This window comes from Xanthomonas sp. F10 (genome assembly GCF_014206815.1).
In the GTDB taxonomy this organism is placed as follows: Bacteria; Pseudomonadota; Gammaproteobacteria; order Xanthomonadales; family Xanthomonadaceae; genus Xanthomonas_A; species Xanthomonas_A indica.
The window spans coordinates 252,692-270,183 of the sequence record NZ_JACHNP010000003.1; the positions used below are offsets into that span (position 1 = coordinate 252,692).

At 68.5% G+C, this 17,492-nt stretch carries 15 protein-coding genes; 4 read left to right on the top strand and 11 right to left on the bottom strand.

Annotated elements, in window-relative coordinates; all coding sequences use genetic code 11:
• Positions 1 to 176: 176 nt before the first annotated feature.
• The 6 genes from FHR56_RS17890 to FHR56_RS17915 all read right to left on the bottom strand — a co-directional run bounded on the left by FHR56_RS17890 (position 177) and on the right by FHR56_RS17915 (position 7,982).
• A complete protein-coding gene (locus FHR56_RS17890) occupies positions 177 to 788 on the bottom strand; it encodes a LysE family translocator (protein WP_160946887.1) in 612 nt (203 codons plus the stop codon).
• A gap of 222 nt (positions 789 to 1,010) precedes the next feature.
• Positions 1,011 to 1,835 (bottom strand): AraC family transcriptional regulator, encoded by an 825-nt coding sequence (locus tag FHR56_RS17895; protein ID WP_160946886.1) that lies wholly within the window; start codon positions 1,833 to 1,835, stop codon positions 1,011 to 1,013.
• A 106-nt stretch (positions 1,836 to 1,941) separates the two neighbouring features.
• Positions 1,942 to 3,459 (bottom strand): tryptophan halogenase family protein, encoded by a 1,518-nt coding sequence (locus FHR56_RS17900; protein ID WP_160946885.1) that lies wholly within the window; start codon positions 3,457 to 3,459, stop codon positions 1,942 to 1,944.
• 118 nt (positions 3,460 to 3,577) lie between these two features.
• A complete protein-coding gene (locus tag FHR56_RS17905; protein WP_160946884.1) occupies positions 3,578 to 6,637 on the bottom strand; it encodes a TonB-dependent receptor in 3,060 nt (1,019 codons plus the stop codon).
• A gap of 89 nt (positions 6,638 to 6,726) precedes the next feature.
• Entirely contained in the window at positions 6,727 to 7,782 is a 1,056-nt protein-coding gene (locus tag FHR56_RS17910) for a LacI family DNA-binding transcriptional regulator (RefSeq protein ID WP_160946883.1), read from the bottom strand.
• Complete coding sequence (locus FHR56_RS17915; protein WP_160946882.1) at positions 7,779 to 7,982, bottom strand: hypothetical protein; 204 nt, start codon at positions 7,980 to 7,982, stop codon at positions 7,779 to 7,781. Before FHR56_RS17915 ends, FHR56_RS17910 begins: the two co-directional genes overlap by 4 nt.
• Before the next feature lie 375 nt (positions 7,983 to 8,357).
• Here FHR56_RS17915 and FHR56_RS17920 point away from each other — a divergent pair, with 375 nt between their 5' ends.
• From FHR56_RS17920 to FHR56_RS17930, 3 genes are all read left to right on the top strand, one after another.
• Complete coding sequence (locus FHR56_RS17920) at positions 8,358 to 9,296, top strand: hypothetical protein (RefSeq protein WP_184502708.1); 939 nt, start codon at positions 8,358 to 8,360, stop codon at positions 9,294 to 9,296.
• Positions 9,296 to 11,965, top strand: a complete 2,670-nt coding sequence (plsB, locus tag FHR56_RS17925) for a glycerol-3-phosphate 1-O-acyltransferase PlsB (protein WP_184502709.1) — start codon at positions 9,296 to 9,298, stop codon at positions 11,963 to 11,965. The genes FHR56_RS17920 and plsB overlap by 1 nt, the downstream gene beginning before the upstream one ends.
• A gap of 212 nt (positions 11,966 to 12,177) precedes the next feature.
• Positions 12,178 to 13,020, top strand: a complete 843-nt coding sequence (locus tag FHR56_RS17930) for a DUF2884 family protein (protein ID WP_160947496.1) — start codon at positions 12,178 to 12,180, stop codon at positions 13,018 to 13,020.
• A gap of 54 nt (positions 13,021 to 13,074) precedes the next feature.
• On the opposite strand, the gene FHR56_RS17935 is transcribed toward FHR56_RS17930, so the two are convergent.
• Together FHR56_RS17935 and FHR56_RS17940 are read right to left on the bottom strand one after the other, a co-directional pair.
• Complete coding sequence (locus FHR56_RS17935) at positions 13,075 to 13,653, bottom strand: DUF488 domain-containing protein (RefSeq protein WP_160947452.1); 579 nt, start codon at positions 13,651 to 13,653, stop codon at positions 13,075 to 13,077.
• A complete protein-coding gene (locus FHR56_RS17940) occupies positions 13,650 to 13,853 on the bottom strand; it encodes a DUF465 domain-containing protein (RefSeq protein WP_010342388.1) in 204 nt (67 codons plus the stop codon). The genes FHR56_RS17935 and FHR56_RS17940 overlap by 4 nt, the downstream gene beginning before the upstream one ends.
• 163 nt (positions 13,854 to 14,016) lie before the next feature.
• Between FHR56_RS17940 and bamE the strand changes: the two genes are divergently transcribed.
• Positions 14,017 to 14,595, top strand: coding sequence for an outer membrane protein assembly factor BamE (gene bamE, locus FHR56_RS17945; RefSeq protein WP_160947453.1), 579 nt, complete (start codon positions 14,017 to 14,019; stop codon positions 14,593 to 14,595).
• A gap of 129 nt (positions 14,596 to 14,724) precedes the next feature.
• Here the strand turns inward: bamE and FHR56_RS17950 are convergent, their stop codons facing one another.
• The 3 genes from FHR56_RS17950 to FHR56_RS17960 all read right to left on the bottom strand — a co-directional run bounded on the left by FHR56_RS17950 (position 14,725) and on the right by FHR56_RS17960 (position 17,418).
• Positions 14,725 to 16,098, bottom strand: a complete 1,374-nt coding sequence (locus tag FHR56_RS17950; protein ID WP_160947454.1) for an XVIPCD domain-containing protein — start codon at positions 16,096 to 16,098, stop codon at positions 14,725 to 14,727.
• An 11-nt stretch (positions 16,099 to 16,109) separates the two neighbouring features.
• Positions 16,110 to 16,745 carry a hypothetical protein gene (locus FHR56_RS17955; RefSeq protein ID WP_160947455.1) on the bottom strand — a complete coding sequence of 212 codons (636 nt, stop codon included), beginning with the start codon at positions 16,743 to 16,745 and terminating at the stop codon, positions 16,110 to 16,112.
• Positions 16,746 to 16,854: 109 nt separating this feature from the next.
• The gene (locus FHR56_RS17960) at positions 16,855 to 17,418 is read right to left on the bottom strand and encodes a hypothetical protein (RefSeq protein ID WP_160947456.1); all 564 of its coding nucleotides are present in this window, start codon (positions 17,416 to 17,418) and stop codon (positions 16,855 to 16,857) included.
• Between the last annotated feature and the right edge of the window lie 74 nt (positions 17,419 to 17,492).

Genomic DNA, 17,492 nt, shown 5'->3' on the forward strand with positions numbered 1-17,492 from the left:
AGAGGCCCGCGCCTTGGTGCGCGAGGCCTCTTTTTTTGGGGTGTCGCGTTCCTCGGCGACCCTGCGCAACTCGGCCTTCACGCCGAAGCCGGCGCATTGCTCCAGCGCGGCACGCGGCACCGCGCGAGGCTTGCCGAACGTGCGTCGCCAGGCGTATGCGCTGCAAACCTCGGCCGCTACCGCTGTAGCAGGGCCAGCTTTGCTCCAAGTCCGACGAAGGCCGCGGCAAAACCCCTGCGCATCCACTTGAGTATTGCGGGGCGCGAAAGAATGCGGTCGCGCACGCCTGCCGCGAAGACACCGTAGGCCACGAAGACGACGAACGTCATCGCCATGAAGACAGACGACAGTCCCAGCATGCGGAGCGTGGGCCGAGCTTCACCTCGACCGACGAATTGCGGCAGGAACGCGAAGAAGAAGATGGACAGCTTTGGATTGAGCAGGTTCGCCAGGATCGCCTGCCGGATCACCTGCCCGTCGGACCGGACGGAGCCATCGGGCTCGATCTTCAAAGGCCCATCTGCCTTGAGCGTCATCCATGCCATGTACAGCAGATAGGCGACGCCTGCGTACTGCACCGCGTCGAAAGCGAGGGCGCTGGCACGCAGGAGCGCGGCCAGACCGGTGATCGCCGCCAACATGTGGGGCAAGATGCCGAGCGTACAGCCTAGGGCGGCGACGACCGCTGCACGTGCACCACGCGACAGACCTGCAGCCAGTGTGACCAGTGCGCCAGTTCCGGGCGAAGCGACGACGAGCAGGGAGGTAAACAGAAACGCGATGTTCATGACGCCTGCGCCGCTGTGATCGACGCGCAAGGCCAACATCGAGGTGCATCGGCGCGTCGGGTTGGAACTTCCAGGCAAAGCGCGCACGTGGCGAGCCTGGGGAAGGCGCAGCGAATGCAGGAGGCGCAGGCAAATGGCAAGGCAGTGCCTTTGGCAACGAGACAGGTGTAACACGATCCTCGCTCGCATCCATCCGACCGTCTTGAACGAAATTGCAGACGATCAGGCGCTGCCGAGCGCCTTGGCGTAGGTGCCGGGCGCCATGCCGAAGCTGCGCACGAACAACCGCGTCATGTGGCTCTGATCGGAGAATCCACTGGCGGCGGCCACGTCGGCGAGCCGCATGCCGCGACCGATCAGTCGCCGCGCGCGATGAATGCGCCGCTGCATGAGGTAGGCGTGAGGCGTCAAGCCGGTCGCACGTGCGAAGCTTCGCAGGAACTGATAGCGACTGAGTCCGGCTTCGCGCGCCAGCGTGGTGAGCGTGGTGAGCGTGACAGGCGACACGGGATCGTCGTCGATCAGGGCGCGCGCTGAGGCAATTGCCGCCGGCACCGAGGGCCGCCCCTCAGACCTGGGCCGCAACAAGCTGCCCAAGAAAAGCAACAGCGTTTCGTCCGCTTCCAGTCCATCCTGGCCTGCATCGCGGCAGGTCATCGCCTGGAAGAGCCTCCTGAACAGGATGGCTAGGCGTGGGTCACGGATCGCAGGAGCGGTGAACTCGAACGCTGACGCGGTCCGCCCTTCCGCAACGTCGCTGACCAGATCGTCCACGGTCACGGGGTCCAGATAGAGCATCCGCCACGAACGTCCGCCATCGCCGATTGGCGTCCCGTCGTGCACTTCACCAGGATTGACGGTGATGATGTCGCCCGCACCCGCCTCGACCACACCGCGGCCGCTTGCCGACTTCTGCGCGCCGCGTGCGATCAGGCCAACACCGAACTGTTCGTGGGTGTGACGGCCAAAGACCCGGGCCGTGTCCGCTGCCACGGCCTCGACACCCTCTCTTCGGCAGCGTAGCAACGTGAACTGCCTGGTCTTCATTTCCTGGCTCGGTGATTCAGCGCCCGATACCGCACAAGCGACAGGCGTCGCACCATCATACGGCCCAGCCGGATTGGGCCGTGACCGGAACGCGCCCTGCGGCCACTCAGCGCAGCGGTGCCGCGCAATAGCGTTCGATGAAGGCCTGGTGCGGCGGCATCGCATCGGCGCAATGGCCGATGGTCTGCTCGACGCTGGCCATGAAACGCTCCAGGTCGGCCTGCGGCACCTGGTCCACCAGCGGGTGGTAGGCACGCGGCAGGATGCCCTGCCCGACCATCACCTGCACCCAGCTGATCTCGGCGAACATCTCGTCACCGTTGCGGTAGAAGCGGCCGCTGTCGCGGAACAGCTCCAGCGTCTCCTGCAGTTCCGGGGTGATCGGCATGCTGCGGCAGTGCCGCCAGAACGCGCTGTCGTCGCGTTCGGTGGCGTGGTAATGCAGCAGCAGGAAGTCGCGGATGCGGTCGAACTCGAAGGCGATGCGCTCGTTGTAACGCCGCACCAGCACCGGGCTGATGCCCTCGCGCGGGAACAGTTCCAGCAGCTTGGAAATGCCGGACTGGACCAGGTGGATGCTGGTCGATTCCAGCGGTTCCATGAAGCCGCTGGCCAGGCCCAGCGCGATCACGTTGCGGTTCCATACCTGCTTGCGGCGGCCGGTGACGAAGCGCAGCGGGCGCGGATCTGCCAGGGCCGGACCGTCGAGGTTGGCCAGCAGCGTGGCCGCGGCCTCGTCGTCGCTGATGTGCGCGCTGCAGTACACATAGCCGTTGCCGGTGCGGTGCTGCAGCGGAATGCGCCATTGCCAGCCGGCCGCGCGCGCGGTGGCGCGGGTGTACGGCGTCGGCGGGCCGACCTTGGCGCAAGGCACCGCCAGCGCGCGGTCGCACGGCAGCCAGTGGCTGAAATCGTGATAGCCGGTATGCAACGCCTGCTCGATCAGCAGGCCGCGGAAGCCGGAGCAATCGATGAACAGGTCGCCGGCGATCGTTTCGCCCGACGCCAACCGCACCGAAAGCACGTCGCCCGATTCCGGATGCAATTGCACCTCCTCGACGATGCCCTCGCGCCGGGTCACCCCGCGCTGCTCGGCGTAGCGGCGCAGGAAGCCGGCATACAGCGCCGCATCGAAATGGTAGGCGTAGGCGATGTTGGCCAGCGGCGAATTCGGCGGCACGTCGGTGGCCGAGGTCATGAACCGGTCGCGCTTGGCGGCGACGGTGTTGAGCGTGTACGCGCCCAGCGGCCTGGCCTTGCCGGCCAGCGCCTGCTTGAACCAGTACTGCTGGAACGGCAACAGCCCGAGCGGATGCCCGATCTCGGTGCCGAAGCCGTGCACGTAGGACGTGCGCGGGCGCTGCCAGTCGGCGAATTCGATGCCGAGCTTGAAGCTGCCCTGGGTGTGGCGCACGAACTCGGCCTCGTTGATGCCGAGCAGATTGTTGAAGGCCTTGATGTGCGGCACGGTGGCCTCGCCGACGCCGACGATGCCGATCTGCTCGGACTCGATCAAGGTGATGCGGTACTCGGGGCCCAGCACACGCGCCAGCGCGGCAGCGGCCATCCAGCCGGCGGTGCCGCCACCGACGATGACCAGGTTGCGGAGAGGGGCGGCGATCATGCGTGCGTGGTCCTGTACCGAGGAAAGGGGCGACCGCAAACGCGGACGGGGCCACGCGGCCCCGTCCGTTGAAACCCCACGCGCGCCGGTCGGGCACGCGCGTGGGTCATGCCGTGGATCAGAACTTTGCGCCGATCTCGAAGGTCACGGTGCGCGGCACGTAGTTGATGTCGCCGGTGGTGTTCAAGCCGACATAGCTCGTATCCAGGCGTCCGCCGGTACCGAAGTAATTGCCGGTGCCGTCGGGACCGCCGTAGATGTAGCTGGAGTAGTTCTTGAAGTTGAAGGCGTTGAGCAGGTTCACGCGCGCCGTCAACTTGAAGTCGTTGTACACGGTGAAGTCCTTGGTCGCCTGGAAGTCGACCGTGCGGTAGCCCCAGATCTTGCCGCCGACCAGGAACTTGCCGCTGCCAGGAGGAACGAAGCCGATCTGCTGGCACGTCGCCCCATCGGCATCGACCTTGCCATAGCAGGCAACGGTGTTGACCGGCTCGGGCGTGGCCAGCACCAGCTTGGCGCCGAAGGTCAGCCCCCACGGACCGTCGATCGAGCCGGAGGCGACGAAGCGGTGTGCCGACACCGCATCGGACTTCACGAACGGGTAGTCGTGGATGGTCGCCTTGTCGAACGCGTAGGGCTCGTCGATGTTGCGGTTCTGACGCGCGCTGGTGTGGGTGTAGGACAGGGTCAGACCCCAACCCGATTCCTTGGTGTACGGCTTGTCGGCCGACAGCAGCACCTGGCTGCTGCGCTGCTCCAGGCCGTTCATGCCCAGGATCGTGTTCTGGTAACCCGGCACCGGCTGACCCCAAGGCGCATTGCCGTCCTGGAAGTACGCGCCATTCGGGTAACGGTTGATCAGCGACATGGCAAACCCGTCGTAGCTGAGCACACGCTGGAAGGTGACATCGGTCTGCCAGTCACCGATCTGGTTGGTGATACCGAGGCTATATTGGTCGCTGTACGGCGTCTTCAGATGGTTGTTGAACATGAACAGCTCGGCGCTGCCGCTGACGCCGGGAATGGTGTTCAACTGATCCACGCCATTGAGGTAGCGCGGATCCCACGCGGTGCAGACGCGATCGGCGCGGTAGCACTGGCCGGTGGCCGGATTCTGGAAATACACCGCAACCGGCGACAGCGCCGCCTTGCTGGTCTCCAGCGCCAGCTGTTCGAACAGGTTGCGGTCGTAGGAGCGGCCGGCGCCACCGTGCAGGACCGAGCGCTCGTCGCCGAAGAAATCGTAGGAGAAGCCCAGGCGCGGCGCCCAGCCATCCTTGAAGTTCTTGCGGTTACGGCCGGTGCTGATGTAGTCGGCGACATTGATGCCGCTGGGCAGCAAGCGGTTGGCCCAGGGCTGACCCGGGTTGGCCGGATCGTTGGAGTACAGCGCGTCGACGAAAGCCTGCGAGGTGACGAAGTCGGTGTAGGCCGGGCTGTCCTCGTAGTCCCAGCGCACGCCGACGTTGATCATCAGCTTGTCGGTCGCCGCCCAGTCGTCCTGGATGTAGATGCCGTACTGCTTGGACGGCGACTCCACCGTGGCCTTCTGGCCCGGCGTGTTGTACGGCGCGACGTAGTCCACACGGTACGGGGTGGCTGCCACGCCATTGTTGTTGACCGCATAGCTGAACTGCGGGTTGAGCGCGGCCGCATCCTGCGAGGTCAGCTTGATGTCCTTGTAGCTGACGCCCATCTTGATGGTGTGCTCGCCGTGCCACTGGAAGCTGGTGAAGGTCAGGTCGTTCTGCAGGAACCAGCCCTTCTGACTCTTGCGCTGCACGTTCAGGCCACCAGCGGAGCCGGTTTCCAGGAAGGTGTACTCATCCACGTCAGTGGTGGAGCCGAGGCGCGGAGCCAGATACTTGTAGACGATGCCGTTGCCGATGCTCTTCGGATTCGGATTGTTTTCCGAGTCCTCGGTACCGACGATCAACTCGTTGAACCAGTTGTCGGCACTGTGCTGCCAACGGATATTGGCGCGCTTGTCCTTGTTGATCTTGTCGGTGCCGTGGTCCGGCGCACTGGTGCCGCCGACATTGCCGGTCTGGGTTTCGTCGCGGTACTGGCCGCTCAGTTCGATGCGGTCGCGATCGGTCGGCTCGAAATCGATCTTGCCGAAGTACAGATCCTCGCTGAACGGCATGTTGGCTGCGCCGTACTGGCTGGAGATGTTCGACGGCAGCAGGCCGATGTAAGGCTGCGCGTTGGCGTCGGCCTGCACACTCTTGGGCACCACGTTCTCCTTGCCTTCGTAGGCAACGAAGAAGTGCATGCGATCCTGGATGATCGGGCCGCCCAGGGCGAAGCCGTACTCCTTGGTCTGCGAATCGATCTTGCCGTTCTTTTCCTCGTCCGGACGCTTGTCGCGCAGATCCTGATCGGTGTAGCGGTAGAAGGCCTCGCCGTGGAACTCGTTGGTGCCGGACTTGGTGGCCGCGGTGATCGCCGCGCCGCTGATCTGGCCGTACTCCGCCTTGTAGTTGGAGGTGATGACCTTGTACTCGCCGATCGCCAGCTGCGGGAACGGATTGCCCTGGGTATCGCTCTGGCCGGCGATGCCGCCGCCCTTGACGTAGCTCTTCTGGCCGACGCCGTCGATGTACAGGTTGCCGGCGCTGGCATTGGACGCACCGCCGCGCAGCTTGGTGTTTCCGTTGCCATCGACCTGGAACACCATGCCCGGCACGGTGTCGGCGAATTCCAGGAAGTTGCGGGTGGCCTGCGGCAGCTGCTGGATCTGGTGCAGCGACACCACGTTGCCCACTTCCGAGGTCTTGACGTCCTTCAGCAGCGGCGCGCTGACGGTGACGGTATCCAGGGTGGTCGCGTCGCCACCTGCCGCCGGCGCGGTGCCGGTGAAATCGACGGTGGACGAGGAGGCCACTTGCAGCGTCACCGTCTGGGTCACGCCGTTGACCTCGACCTTGTAGGTGCCCGGCGGCAGGCCGACCACGGTGTAGTTGCCGTTGGCGGCGACAGGCGCGCGGCGCACCGAGCCGGTGGCGATGTTGGTGACGGTGACCTCGGTGCCGGCCTGGGCGGCGGCGACTTGGCCGCGCAGGGTGGCGCTGCTGGACTGCGCCATCGCCGGCATCGTGGCGAACAGGCAGGTGGCCAGCGCGCAGCACAGCAGGCTGCGTGCGGGCAGGTTGGAGGCGGAACGCGATTTCTTCATGACAAAAGCCCTCCCAGGGCGGTAAACGGGATCGTTGTTGTGTTCTTCTAGGTGGTGCAAAAACGACATCGGTGCTGCATGCGTCGGTGTCAGTCCATGGCGGTCCCCCGCTGGGCACTGGAAGCACGAACGATGAGTTGCGGGGCGATCGCGCCGGCCGACGCTGCCGCCGCCGCGGCGTGCGGCTCCAGCGCGGCGAGCAGCAACTGCATGGCGCGGGCGCCGAAGCCGGCGATGTCCACGCGCATGGTCGTCAGGGCCGGATGCACGTAACGTGCCATCGGCACGTCGTCGAAGCCGGCCAGGGCGATGTCCTCGGGCACGCGCAGCCCGGCATGGGTGAAGGCGAACAGGCAGCCCAGCGCCATCATGTCGTTGGCGGCGAACACCACGTCCGGCCGCTGGCCCTGCAGCAGGGCTTCGCCGGCGCGGTAGCCGGAGGCCTCGTCGAAGGCGCCGGGCAGCACCAGCGGCGCCACCTGCGGGGAGCGCTCGCGCAGTTCGTCGCGGTAGCCGCGCAGGCGCTCGCGCGCGTCGAAGTTGTCGTCCGGCCCGGCGATGAAGGCGATGCGGCGATGGCCCACGTCCAACAGGTGGCGGGTCATCGCGCGCGCGCCGCCGTAGTTGTCGACGTTGAGCACCTGCGCATCGCCGAAGCGCTCGGCGCAGTTCATCAGCACTGCCGGCAGCGTGCCGGGCAGCATGTCGGCCGGATCCTCGGCATCGCTGGCCAGGGACGGCGACATGATCAGCAGGCCGTCGACGCGGCCGGGCATGCGCCGCACCGCCAGCCGCTGCTGCTCCGGTTCGCCGTGGTAGCTGGACACCAGCAGGTGCAGGCCGCGCTCGCGCGCCACCGTGTCGATGCCGCGGATCAGTTCGGAGAAGAACTCGCCGTGCAGGTCCGGCAGCACCACGCCGATGGTGTGGGTGCGGCGGCTGCTCAGGCTGCGCGCGGCGTGGTGCGGCACGTAGTGCAGGGTGCGCGCGGCTTCCAGCACCCGCGCGCGCACCGTTTCGGCCACGTGCTGGTGGCCGTTCATGGTGCGCGAGACGGTGGCCACCGAGACGTTGGCCAGCCGCGCCACGTCCTTGATGGTGATGTTGGCGCGCGGATCCGGCGCCGGGACAGGCGGCGGGCTCACCAGCGTGCCTCCAGGGTCCGGAACGTGGTGGACAGGGTCAGCCGGCCGGCGCGGTACCGGTCGGACCTACGCGTGGCGCCGCGCTGGCGCGGCGCGAAGGGCGTGGTGGCGGCGCCGAGCGGCGCATGGGACGAACACGCTGCGTGCCATTGCGCACGCGGCGGCAGGCGGCCGTCCTGCGCCTGCACCGGGCCCGTCATCGCACGTCCGCACAGGACTGCAGACAACACCCAGGCGCAGCGGCGCGCGCCACCGTGACCGAGCACTCGGATGATCTCTGACGAATATCGCACTGGGTCCCCCGGCCAGCACCGCCTCAATCGAGGTGGGCGGACGTTAGCAGCAACTGCAAGCGGTTACATGATGCGTTGCAACATGTGCAATCCCCTGGCACGTCTGGCGATACGCCGACATGCCTGTCCCGGGGTGCCCGGGCCGGGTCATGAAATGTCCCGCCGCGACAGCCGCCGCCCCCAAACGCCTGCGGGTCGCCCCGCACCGCTACCCGCCCGGCTTGCCGGAATCGCCCGCGCCCAGCAAGATGCGGAACGTTTTGGGGAACGAGCCCGTACCGTATGTCGTCCTGCCCGACCCGGGTCATCTCCTCACGCGCGCTGTGCGTCCTGCTGTTGGCGATGCTCGCCCTGGCCATGGGCGGATGCAAGCGCACGCCCGCCGAACTGCCCGGCGCCAGCGCCGAGCCGGCCGCGGCGGTGCGCACGCTGGCGCATGCGCTGCAGCGCAACGACCTGCTCGGTTACGCCCAGGCCGCGGTGCCGCCGGCCCAGTACAAGCGCCTACAGCAGGCCTGGAACGAGGACCGCAGCCGCTGGCCGTTGACCGAACTGCCGCTGGCCGAACGCCTGCCCGAGGTGCTCGACACCCTCGCCGCGCCGGACGCCGAGCGCCAGCTGCAACGCGCCTTCGACGCGCAGTTCGGCGGCCAGGCGGCGAGCCTGAAGCAGGCGGCGCACTCGCTGGGCCTGTTCGGCGTGCAGTTCCTGCGCAACCAGGGCCACTACACGCCCGAGCAGCGTGGCCACTACGTGCAACTGGTGCAGGCGCTGAGCGCCTGGGCCGCGCGCGCGCCGTTGTCCGAGCGCAAGCGCGCCCAGGCGGCGATCGCGCGGCTGTGCGCGGGCGCGCGCCGGACCGGCGTGCGCAGCGATGCGGACCTGCGCAAACTGGGCATGGACGAGAGCCTGCGCCGGCTGGGCCCGTTCCTGGCCGACCTCAAGGCGGTGCTGGCCGACTACGGCCTGGACCTGGACGCCAGCGCCGGCGCGCTGCGCACCGGCCTGGTCAACCAGCAGGGCGACCAGGCCGTGGCGCGCATCCAGTACCCGCTGGACGGCGAACAGATCGACACCACCGCGGTGCTGGTGCGCCGCGACGGGCACTGGTATCTGCGCGACACCCTCCGCGAGGTGGATGCGTTGCTGGCGGCCAGCGCCAGCCCCCCCGCCCCGGCCGCGGCACGCGCCGCCGACCCCGCCCCGCCGGCTAAGCGATAATGGCCCCGATGCCAGAACAAAATCCCCTCCCGTTCCCCGACGACGCCGCGGCCGCACGCGCGGCCGACGCGGCACTTGCGCCCGCCGACGCCTCCCCGGCCGACCCCGGCGCTGCCTCTTCCTCCACCGCCGCCTCCGCCCTGCCGGTGGCGGCGACCACCGCGCGCCAGGCCAAGGGGCCGCTGTGGGCGCGCCTGCTCGGCCGCCTGGCCGATCCCTGGCTGGGCCTGAAGATCGAACCGGCCGAGCCCGGCCAGTACAACGCCGGCCGCCCGGTGGTGTACGTGCTGGAGGACTACGGCCTGTCCAACGCGCTGATCCTGGACAAGGCCTGCCGCGAGTCCGGCCTGCCCTCGCCGCTGGTGCCGCTGCCCGGCGACCCGCTGGGCCGCAAGCGTGCCTACCTGGCGCTGTCCCGGCGCAGCAGCAACCACGCGCTGCTGCCGGAGCAGCGCGGCGCCAAGACCCACTCCGACTCGCTGGCCAAGCTGCTGCAGGCGCACCGCCTGCGCCCGGACCTGGACATCCACCTGGTGCCGGTATCCATCTTCGTCGGCCGCGCCCCGGACAAGCAGAGCGGCTGGTTCGCCGTGCTGTTCTCGGAAAACTGGGCGCTGGTGGGCAGCTTCCGGCGCCTGCTCGGCGTGCTGCTCAACGGCCGCAGCACCATCGTGCGCTTTGCCCCGCCGGTGTCGATGCGGCAGACGGTGGAGGAAGGGCTGCCGCCCGAGCGCACCGTACGCAAGCTGCAGCGCGTGCTGCGCACCCACTTCCGGCGCATCCGCGAGGCGGTGATCGGCCCCGACCTGTCGACCCGGCGCCTGCTGGTGGACCAGGTGCTGGCCGCCGAGCCGGTGCGCGAGGCGATCGCCGCGCAGGCCAAGCGCGACAACAGCAAGCCGGTGGACGCCTGGCGCAAGGCGCATGCCTACGCCTGGGAGATCGCCGCCGACTATTCCAGCCCGGTGGTGCGCTCGGCCAGCTTCCTGCTCACCCACGTCTGGAACCGCATCTACGCCGGTGTGCTGGTCCACCACCTGGACAAGCTCAAGGACGCCGCGCCCGGGCACGAAGTGATCTACGTGCCCAGCCACCGCAGCCACATGGACTACCTGCTGCTGTCCTACCTGCTGTACGAACGCGGCATCGTGCCGCCGCACATCGTGGCCGGCATCAACCTCAACCTGCCGGTGGTCGGCACCCTGCTGCGCAAGGGCGGCGCGTTCTTCATCCGCCGCTCGATCAAGGGCAACGCGCTGTACTCGGCGGTGCTCAGCGAATACGTGGCGCAACTGGTGGCCGGCGGCTACTCGATCGAGTACTTCGTCGAAGGCGGACGCTCGCGCACCGGCCGGCTGCTGCAGCCCAAGGGCGGCATGATCGCGATGACCCTGCGCGCGTTCCTGCGCCAGCCGCGCAAGCCGGTGCTGTTCCAGCCGATCTACGTCGGCTACGAGAAGCTGATGGAAGGCAACAGCTACCTCGACGAGCTCAGCGGCCGGCCCAAGGAAAAGGAATCGATCTGGGCGCTGCTGTGGGGCATCCCCAAGGTGCTCAAGCAGAACTACGGCCAGGTGGTGGTGAACTTCGGCGAGCCGATCGCGCTGAGCCAGATGCTGGCGCAGCGCGCGCCGGAGTGGGACGGCCGCCCGCTGGGCGAGGACGAGAAGCCGGCCTGGCTGAGCGGCACCGTCGATGCGCTGGCGCAGCAGATCCAGGTCCACATCAACGCCGCGGCCGACGTCAATCCGGTCAACCTGCTGGCGCTGGCGCTGCTGTCCACGCCCAAGCACGCCATGGGCGAGGCCGACCTGATCGCGCAGATCGAACTGTGCAAGAAGCTGCTGGCGGAACTGCCGTACTCGGACCGGGTCACGGTGACCCCGCACTCGCCCGAGCGCATCATCGCCCACGCCGAAGAGATCAACGTGCTCACCCGCACGCCGCATCCGCTCGGCGACGTGCTCAGCGTCAATGGCGACAACGCGGTGTTGCTGAGCTACTTCCGCAACAACGTGCTGCACCTGTTCACCGCCTCCTCGTGGGTGGCGTGCTGCTTCCAGAACAACCGTCGCATGAGCCGCACCGGCCTGCTGCGGCTGGGCCGCACCGTGTACCCGTTCCTGCAGGCGGAACTGTTCCTGCCGTGGAGCGAGGAGCAGTTTGCCGAGCGCATCGAACGCACCATCGAGGTGTTCGTGCGCGAAGGCCTGCTGCTGCAGCTCAACGAGGACGACGGCAGCGTGCTGGCGCGCAACACCGGCCAGACCGACGAGGTGTTCCGCCTGCGCGCCATCGGCCACTCGCTGCAACAGGCGTTCGAGCGCTATTACATCGCCATCTCGGTGCTGGTGAAGAACGGCCCGGGCAAGCTCGGTGCCGGCGAACTGGAGAGCCTGTGCCAGCAGGCCGCGCAACGCCTGAGCCTGCTGTACGCACCGGCCGCGCCGGAGTTCTTCGACAAGACCCTGTTCCGCGGCTTCATCCAGAAGCTGCGCGAGCTGAAGCTGGTGTGGCCGGACGAGAACAGCAAGCTGGTGTTCGACGAACGGCTGGATGCGTGGGCGAAGGATGCCAAGTTCATTCTTGGCCGCGAGTTGCGCCACACCATCGAGCGGGTCAGCCCGGAGGCGGCGAAGGTGGAGGAGCCGCCGGCTCCGCAGGATTGAGGCGGCAGTTGCACCTGCAGTGGTAATGCGGTGAGATCCTGGCGCGTGGCGACGCGCCAAACACAAGGGCGCCCTGGTATCACTGCGGCGCGGCGGGTGGCGACGCGGCACAGTGACTTCCGACACGCGACCGTGGCCCTGTGCGGCCCGAGCATGCTCCAGACTCCCTGCTGCGGGTTCCGGCGATGCGCACAGCTCCTCTCTTCGCTCTGTTGCTGCTTGCCGCCTCCAGCGGGCCCGCGTGGGCCGATCAGGGCGACGATGGCGGCAAGCACGACCATCGGCCGCAGGTGTCCTCGCGCCAGTGCGGCCTGAGTACGCCGTTCAACGTGCTGGCCGACAGCGGCGGCATCTGGCTCACCCGCAGCGGTGGCGACGGGCCGCGCGAGATCTTCTTCCATGCCGGCAAATTGAGCGTGGATCACCGGGTGCAGCAGGTCGGGGACGCCGATGCGCAACGGCTGCTGGAGATGGAACGCGAAACGCGCGCGCTGATGCCGCAGGTGGCCGACCTCTCGCACGAGGTGGTCGATCTCAGCTACGACGTGCTCGGCTCGGTCGTGGAGATGCTGACCGGCAGCGCCGGCAACGCGCGCAAGATCGAACGGCTGCGCACGCACGCCAACGCCTACGTCGACGGAACGCTCGGCAAGGGGCGGTGGGACCAGGAGGCGTTCGACGGCCGGTTCGAAGACTATGTGGAGACGCAGGCGGAGCGCTTCGTGGGCAGCATCACCCGTCACGTGCTCTGGCAGGTCATGACGGGCCGTGGGGACGCCATCGGCGACCGCGCCGAGCGCATGGATGCGGCCCTCGAGGCCCGGCTGGATGCGCGCAGCAAGGGGATCGAAACCAAGGCGCAGGCGCTGTGCGCGCGGGTGGTGCGGCTGGATCAGCTGCAACAGGCGCTGGAGTACCGCTACCGCGGCCAGCCCCTGCGCCTGCTCGCCGCCTCCGAGGACGGTGCGACGGGACAAAGCAGCGCCGCCCTCGTCGGCACCGACGATACGCCGCGGAGCAATGCGGTCACGGTGCCGTCGGTCCCAACGCATTGAGCCTGACGCCGCAGCTGGCGCGTGGCGACGCACCAACCGCGCTGTCAGCACCGCTCAGGCGTCGAACAGGTCCCCGGTGCGCGGTCCGGCATCCGCCGTATCCGGCGGATAGACCAGTTGCCCATGCGCGTCGCTGCGCGCGGCCGGATTCAACGTGGCCGGTTCCTGGCGGCCGACATCGATCAGGTGCACCACCGGGTGGCCCTGGTGCAGCAGATGGTCGCAGATGATCTGGCGGTGGCACTGGCGCCAGTAGGCCTCGGCGCACATCACCGCGCATGCGCCGTCGTCGCCGAAGGCCTGCAACTCGATCAGCGCCTCGGCGAATTCGCTGCCCAGCGCATAGTCGGCGTAGTTGTGGAAACTGACGCTGCGCCAGTGGCCGTTACGCTGCGGATCGACGCCCGGCTGCTTGCCGCGGCGCCCGCCCAGGGCGCGGAAATGCCGGTAGGCGATGCCTGCCGCGGCCAGCGCCGGCGCCAGTGCGCTGCCGTCGAACTGCGGGAATCGCCGCGAATACGGAAACGCGCGCACGTCGGCCAGGCGGGTGACGCCGGCGCCCTGCAGGATCTGCAGGAAGGTCTCCAGGCTGCGCGTGGAATGGCCGACGCTGAAGAAGGTCGCCGCGCTCACGCCGGTTCGTCGGGGATCAGCAGGTGTTCCAGGCGCATGATGCAGTCCTTCAATTGCAGCTTGCGCTTCTTCAGCCGCTTGGCTTCCAGCTCGTCGTCCAGGTTGGCCGGGATGCGCTGCAGCTGCTCGTCGAGCGCACGGTGCTCGCGACGCAGGGCGTCGATGCGCAGGGAGATCTCGGCGGGCGTCAGGGTGTCCACGAGGTTCGAGCATACACAGGGCACTGGTCCGCCGTCACCGTGCAGCGCGCCGCTATGCCGGGCGCAGGCCAGCCGGCACAATGCGCACGGGGCCGCGGCGGAGGCGGCACCCTCCCACCCTCGTGCCACCCGCGGCAGGATCGCCGCGTCGAAAGGAGTCAGCATGCGTTCGTTCCGTTCCCCGTTCGTTCTCGCCCTCGCCCTGGCGGCGGCCCTGCCACAACTGGCCGCGGCGGCCGATCCCACGTTCTCCGGCTTCCTGTGCTGCAACATGCGCAGCGACGGCAGCTGGATCAGCGACAGCAACTACGCCGAAGACGGCAAGCGGGTGATCCCGGCCGGCACGCCGGTGCAGGTGACCGGCTACGGCCGCTACCGGGTCAATGTGCTGATCGACGGCAAGAAGCAGTCGATCGGCAACGACTACAGCCGCGACCTCGGCAACGCCGCCTTCGCCCAGCGCTACGTGGTCGCGCAGGATCCCACACCGAAGCTGGCAGCCTACCCGCCGAAGATCCGCGAGGCGATCGCCGCCAACCGTGTGACCCAGGGCATGACCCGCGAGCAGGTGCTGATGGCGATGGGCTATCCGATCAGCAGCGAGAACCCGAGCCTGGACGCGCCGCTGTGGCGCTACTGGCTCGACAGCTTCAACGAGTTCCAGGTGTCCTTCGACGGCAGCGGCAAGGTCGACAAGCTCACCGCCGATCCGAAGACCCAGAACCTGGTCTGGCAGCCGTAATCCTGGCGCGCAGCCGCGCGCCCTGGCGCCGCACTCCGGACCAGACAGGAGGCGGCGCGCACCGCGTGCATGGCCGCAGCGTCAGGCGGCCATTGCGCACCGACGCCGGGGCCGGCGCCCCCGCTGCGCTCAACGACTCAGCACCTGCGGCGGATCGTTCCGCGTCGGGCCCTGTTGCGACGCCTGCAGCGCCTGCTCCTGCGCCTGGCGCTGCGCCTGCTCCTGCTGCGCCCCCAGTTGCTGCAGCTGCTGGTGGGTCTCCTGCGCCGGCCGCGCGATCGCCTCGCTGGTCGGCATGTGCGCGCGATTGGCGTAGGGATCGGGGGAGACGTCGCCCCCGCTGCGGTACACGAACGCCAGTTCGCCGCTCTGATGGGAAGCAGTGGGCCGGTTGAAGCCGACCGACAACTGGTCGCGCTCGCTGAAGCCGTTCTGCCTGGCCAACAGGGTCAGGCTGGCGGTCATGCGCTCGCTGTTGTCGTCCCAGCCCTTGCCGATCGCCTGTTCGGCCTGGGCCACGCCGGTGCGCACCCGGTCGTGCAGGGCGCGGTCGGCGCCACCCGGCGCGGCGGCGGGCTCGCCGGCACGCGGCGCGGGCGGCTGCGCCTGCGGCTCGGGCTTCGGTGTCGGCGCGGGACCGTCGCGGAATCCTGTCGGCAGCAGATCGCGCGGCACCTGCGTGGCATCGATGCCGACCGCCTTGAGGTCGGCATGCACCGCCGGCGGCGTGCGCTCGGGGTGCTGCGCCTGCGCCCGGTCCTCGGCATTGGCGATCTGCGCCAGCGCGCGCTCGCCATAGTGCTGCGGGTAGCCGCGCGCGTCGTAAAACAGCTTGCCCATCGCCTCCACGTTGCGCGGATTGTCGGCGTCGATCTTCAGATCCTTGCCGAAGCTCAGCCCGTCCTTGGCGGTGTAGGTGGCCTTGCCGCCCACACCCTGCTTGTCGATGTAGCTCGCCATCTCGGTGCTGGCGTTGTACAGGTCCTTGAGCGTGGCCTTGGGATTGTTGCGGGTGACGTAGTCGGCCAGCGTATTGACCCCGGCGATCTCGTCCTTGGCCTCGCGCGTGCGCTGTTCCTGCCCGTAGGCCTTGAGCGCGGCGGTGTAGTCGTGCGGCGAGGGCGAGGCGGCGATGCCGTCGATCTTGGCGGCGAACGCCGCATTGCTGCGGTCGATGGCCGTCTTGTTGATGGCATGGCCGATCTCGTGGCCCAGCACGATGCGGGCGGTGTTGGCCGAATCGTCGCGCGGGGAATGCATCTTCGCCGTTGCCAACACATCCATGGGCAGCTCGATCTGCCCCGTGCGCGGGCTATACGACCCGGTGCCCGCCTCGGGGCTGGGCGCGAAGCCGGACAGCTGCTGTTGCCCGATCGCCTGTTGCACGCGCGAGCGCAGCTCCGGGGTGTTGTCCAGCATCTGCCGCAGCGCCTGGCCTTCCTTCGGATGCGCCTGCGCGAAGGTGTCGACCATGCCCTTCAGGCGTTCGTCGTCGTGTGCCATCTCCGCGCTCCTTATGCGTCGACCAGGATCTGCAGCATCTCCACGCACGCCTGCGCATCGTGCTCGCCGGCGTCCTTGCCGACGAAGGCGTACACCGACACCGCGCCGCGTTCGAAATGCCAGCGGCCGGCGCTGCCCGGACGCGGCGGCGCGATCCAGTGCGACACGAAGCCGGCCGCGACCAGCGCCTGGCGATAGCCGGCCAACGATTGCGTGCACTGCGCCGGCGCCGCGCCCGGCGCGGGCGTGAAGCGCAGGTCCAGCCGCGACGGCGGCGCATCGTCGGCATCGGCGACCGATTCCAGCGTATAGCCGCCACCGCCGGCGAGCGTGCCGGACGCGCTGAACGCATGCCCGCCCTCGTCCTCGACCTGCAGACCGGTCTGCGCCGCGACCTGGGTGGCGACCAGATCCTGCCTGCCGCCGACCGCCAGGATCAACCGTACTACGCCTTGTGCCAGGTGTTCTGGCGTCATCTCCGACATGGTCCGCTCCGTGTGTGCAGGGGTGATCGAGGGGGAAGAAGGCTGTGCGCCGGCGCAGGCGGCCAGCAGCGCGGTGGCCAGCACCAGGGCCGTGTGCAGCGCCGGGCGCGTGCCGGCTGCGCGCCGCGACCGGCGGCCATTGCGATGAAACATCCGCTCCATGAAACGCCTCTCCGTCAAACGCCTTCCGCGCATCGGGACGCGCTCAGGCATGAGCGGGCAATTGTAGCCAGGGCGCTACCACCACGCAGCCCGCGGCCGCACCGCCGCATCAATCCCAATCGGCGCGGCGCTGCCAGACGAAGCCGGGCAGGTCGATGCGCTTGCGCGGCGTGCCATCCCAGTCCACGGTGAAGCCCGCCGCACGCAACGCTGCGGCAACCTGTTGGCCGACCGCCAGGTCCGCCTCCTCGCGCCCGTCCAGATCGCCGAACGCCAGCATCAGCCCGCCACCGTCGATCGCCCGCTCCATGTCCTGGCCATGGTAGAAGCAGTAGCCGTGATAGCGCCTGTCCGGCGCGTCGGCCACCGCCTGGCTCACGTCGGCGTGGCCCTCGGACATGGTGTAGCCGGCATTGGCCAGCGCACAGATGCCGTCCTGGTGCAGCCGCTCGAACAGCGCCTCGAGCCGGTCGCAATCGGTCTGCGCCGGCCAGGTCTGCTCCGCCTGCTGCTTGGCCTGCCACTGGCTGGCGACCGAGGCGCGCAGCATCGCCTCGTCGCAGTCGTCTTCGAGGATGTCCTCGATCATCTCCTGGATCTCGTCCTGGGAGTAGAACCCGGACCAGACCCATTTGCGGATCGCGTCGGACACGTAGGCGTCAGATTCGTTCATGGCAGATCCTGCGAGCGTTCGGATCGGCCATGATTCCACACGTCACCCGTCGCTGCAGGTGGCCACGACCCGAC